Below are 4,326 nucleotides of genomic sequence, written 5' to 3'. Positions count from 1 at the left end.
ACCTTGGATTTTGCAGCAGCATCAAATATTTCATCATTGATGGGTGAGCGCAAACGATCGTTATTAAGCAGTTTTAACAATAAATCTATTGTTTCTTCTTCAACTACAATCTGCCCATTCTCCACCTTCAAATCCCATTTTTCTTTTTTATTGACAGCAATTAATTTTTTAAGATAATCAGGTTGTTTATAATAACCAGATTTTAATATAGAAGCCATTTTTCGTAAGTGATGTAGATTATTACCAACATACTGCTCAATCAATTCTATATTTTTAAAAGTTTCAAGATTTTTAAAATCAGCAATCACTTCGGCAGATTTTCGCTTCATCCCTTCCCGAAAATTCATTGAACTCTCAAACTGTTTTTTGCTCGCTATAAATACTGTTCTTTTATAAACAAAAAAATCATAATTTGGATAAATAACAAAAACCTCTTTATCATCAGGATCAACCAATTCTTTATTTATAAAAAATAGAATCCCTTTTGAAGCCACCTTTTTAGGCTGCGTGTCCGTATTGATTTTTTTCCAGGCATACAATTTTTTATCATCTTTTTCAAACAAAATAACATAGGCCCATGAATTAAGTAGATCTTTATGATTATCTACTCTTGGATTATCAAAACCTTTATTTATTTCCGCCTCAACTTTTTCAAAATCTGTGATACCAGAATCAACTGTTAGCAATACATCATCACAGTCTGCATTGCTATAATCATATTTCTCAACATGAAACTTTTTCCCTTGAAGTTGATTTTTCAGGTAGCCTTTAAAGCGAGTAGGCAATTTTTTATCCATATCGACACGCCAAGCATGATACGAAGCTTCTTTGATAGTTGTTGGAGCCTTTCTTTTTATCAGCCAGAATGATACAGACCAATCGTTAAAATTTTCTGCTTGTATTTCTTTAATTTGTTTTTTAGTGTTTGTGCTCATGATTTTTCCTTATCATTCTTATAGTCAGAGTTTGAACGAATATATAGATAATGAGAAAGCCTATCCAAACAAACTGTATCACCATAGCTAATGGGTTGCTTAGTAATAACCATTGCTTGCACCTCCTTTTCCCCTCGCTTAAATGTACAATCAATCAACATATATCCAAAAATAGCCAAGATAGGATTGATAAATACTGTTTGTGTTCGATAAGCCATAGTGAACAATACAGTCAAAAATAATATAATCGCCAATATTGTTTGCCAATTAGTTAAGTCAATCCGCATAAAAGACATCATATAAGGAATTGTATATCCAAACATATCTCCTGACTTATTCGATGCCTTACTCACGACAACCATTAATCCACTTCGGACGCTTTTAACCACTTGCAACACAATAATGCTGCTAATTATTGCTGCAACTAATAAGCCAATTCCGATTTCTGGAGAATTAAAATAGTTTGGACTTGTCAAATCTATTTGTTTAATTGCCATAATCACCATTAATGGAGAATATGCACTAATAAAAAGAATTAACGAGACCCATGGTCTTAATCTTAAAGATGAATCAGCCATATTTATTTTTCCTTTCAATTTGACTCATATCACTATCTCCCACTCAATAAAAAACAATTCTTCCTCTTCAACCTTCTGTTTCAACTGTTCTTCCAGCTCTTCAATCAAACGGTTGGGGTGATAATCAGAATTATACGTTTGCGTTCTGCCCAATGCTGCAATATTACCAAGCCCGCTTCGATGGTTTTTCCTAAACCTACTTCATCTGCCAAAATCACACCTTTCGACAACGGATTTTTGCAGGCAAACAAAGCTGCATCAACTTGATGTGGGTTTAAATCGACTTGGGCATCAACCAATGTTGTTGCTAACGAGTCCATACTGCCACCCTCGGCTTGACGGGTTAAAAACCAGGAGTAGTATCGAGCTTGATGTAGTGTCAGTTGAGATTGGGACATGGTCTTAATTTTCTCCAAATTACTTTTTAAGCCACAGGAAGGATATGCCTTTTAAAGGTAAAAATCAAATTAATATTCTAAAAATTATAGGTTAATTTAAAACACCAAACTCTCCCCCTTCAAAAACTCCATATCCTCCCAACTCAGCCCTGCCACTTCATCATATAAATCCAATCCAATCAGCGTATAAAACTGTTTGCCAAAGTTTTTCTCGTTAATCGGTTCGATACGTCCTGCTTTATACAAAGCGGCGAGGGCTTTTTCGGGGATTTGGACGGTGTAGGGTTGCAGTTTGCGTAAGAGTCCGCCGATGTGGTCGGCGTGATGTAGGCTGCTAATGAGGTTTTCGGCCTCGTTGTCGAACGGAATAATCAGCGGCTGCATATGGCTTTCAATCATACGGAATTTGTTGGCGATGGTTTGGAATGGGAAATTGAGGCTTTGCCCTGTATCGTTGTGCACTTTCAGAATTTTTTTATTGTCCAGTTCGCTGCCTTTTAATTGATAAAGCTCGGCGAAATAGGCGGCGACGGCTTGGGTGGATAAGAGGTCGTCTGAAAAGCTGTCGGCGGTCAGGCGCATAACGGCGGCTTGTACGGCAAGTTCGGGCGGGGCTTTCCATTGTTCTTCGGGCGCGAATATCCAGACAAAGCTGTTTTCAGACGGCCTTTTGCCTTCGCGGTTGCAGCGTCCTGCGGCTTGGGCAATGCTGTCTAAACCTGCTTCGGCGCGCATCACCAAAGGAAAATCCACATCAACTCCGGCTTCAATTAAGGAGGTAGCGATAACGCGGCAGGGTTCGCCGTTTTTCAGACGACCTCGAATCTCATCAAGCTTTTGGCTGCGGTGTTTGGCACACATTAAGGTGGTCAGGTGGAACGTGCCATCAAGGTATTTGGCTTGGTCGTACAGGCTGCGGGCGTGGCGGCGGTTGTTGACGATGACGAGCATTTGCGGATGTTCACCAAATTTGGCGAGCAGGTCGGCGTCGGTTTGTGTGCCGATGTGTTGCACGGTGGTGCGGCGCAGTTTGTCGAAAAGTGCGGTCGGTTTTGGAGCGATTTCGCGCACGTTTTCAAAGCCGCGATAAAAGCCGTTTTCGGCTTGCACGGCTGGCTGAGTGGCGGTGCACATGACGACGCTGCAGCGGTAGTTTTGCGCCAATTCTTTGATGGCTTGCATGATGGGCAGCAAAAGATTGAGCGGCAACATTTGCGCTTCGTCGAGGATGATGACGGAGCCTGCGATGTTGTGCAGCTTGCGGCAGCGCGAGGAGCGGTCGGCAAAGAGGGATTCGAAGAATTGCACGGCGGTGGTCACGACAATCGGCGCGTCCCAGTTTTCCGAGGCAAGGCGCAATTTGTCTTTGGTGGCCTCATTTTGCAGTTTGCCATCATCGAAAGTGCTGTGGTGCTCCAACACGGCTTGTTCGCCCAATTCGCCAAAGGCTTTGCGAAATTCGGCGGCATTTTGCTCGATGATGCTGGTGAACGGGATGACGTAAATCACGCGCCGCATACCGTGCCGTTTGGCGTGTTCCAGCGCAAATGCCATGGAAGTGAAAGTTTTGCCACCGCCGGTCGGCACGGTGAGCGTGAATAGCCCTTGCGGTTGTGCTGCTTGTTCTACGGCATGCTCAAGAATTTCGCTGCGCAGGCGGTTTAAGGCAGCATTGCGTTTTTCGGCTTCGGTTTGCGCTGGAGCTTGGGCGATACGTTGTCTGAAATCGTTGATAAATTGATTGAAATTGTGTTGTAAGGCGTTTAACTTGGGATAACCGCCTCGCTCGACGGCTTTGTTTTCTAGCTTTAGATAAAAAGCTTCGGTGTCGAGATAATCGGCATCCACCAAGCAAGAATAGAGCATTCGTGTGAAGAAGGCGTAGGAGAAAAAAGGATGATGCGCGTCGGGTTTGAGTGGCGGTTCGGACAGGGTTTGAGGGAGTTTGATTTCTTGTTGCCACAGGTTATCGAGGGCGGGAATATCTGCGCCAAATTGTAACGCCAAACGCTGTTTTAATGTGCGGCGGTTATCGCCTTCGCTGCTCCCGTTCGCCAACCCGGCATGGTGCCCCGCAATGCAAAACGCCATCAGTTTGCCGATAACATTTCCCCAGCGCTCGACTGCAATTTTCGCTCCGGCAGTAGCATGATCGGCTGAGGAACCGCCATGTAATCGGTGGTTAAAGGCTTCCGAATATTTCCCTAAATCGTGAAGCTGTCCCGTCTGGCAGGCAATTTCCTGTGCACCAAATACCCGAGCAAACTCCGCCGCCATTTCGCCAACATTTACCGAATGGCTTTGTAAGGTTTGCCAATGTTCGTAAGGTAAGAGATTACCGAGTTTATCTTGCGCGGAATGGGCGTATCGGATAACGGATTGGGACATAGTGACTTCCTAAGGTTTAATACACCA

At 43.4% G+C, this 4,326-nt stretch carries 3 protein-coding genes and 1 pseudogene; all 4 read right to left on the bottom strand.

Going from position 1 to position 4,326, the window contains the following annotated elements:
• A partial coding sequence (locus QZ106_RS08805; protein ID WP_295976486.1) for a DUF4868 domain-containing protein occupies positions 1 to 935 on the bottom strand: 935 nt, incomplete at its 3' end.
• Positions 932 to 1,513 (bottom strand): hypothetical protein, encoded by a 582-nt coding sequence (locus QZ106_RS08800; RefSeq protein ID WP_295976485.1) that lies wholly within the window; start codon positions 1,511 to 1,513, stop codon positions 932 to 934. The genes QZ106_RS08805 and QZ106_RS08800, both read right to left, overlap by 4 nt.
• 113 nt (positions 1,514 to 1,626) lie before the next feature.
• Positions 1,627 to 1,911, bottom strand: a pseudogene (locus tag QZ106_RS08795) (SNF2-related protein); the annotation flags it as partial.
• A gap of 96 nt (positions 1,912 to 2,007) precedes the next feature.
• Positions 2,008 to 4,299 (bottom strand): CRISPR-associated helicase Cas3', encoded by a 2,292-nt coding sequence (gene cas3 / locus QZ106_RS08790; protein WP_295976484.1) that lies wholly within the window; start codon positions 4,297 to 4,299, stop codon positions 2,008 to 2,010.
• Positions 4,300 to 4,326 lie beyond the last annotated feature (27 nt).

The organism is uncultured Aggregatibacter sp. (assembly GCF_901873365.1).
Classification (GTDB): domain Bacteria; phylum Pseudomonadota; class Gammaproteobacteria; order Enterobacterales; family Pasteurellaceae; genus Aggregatibacter.
The sequence above is the reverse complement of the archived record's forward strand: the minus strand, read 5'-3'. Positions and strand labels throughout refer to the sequence as shown.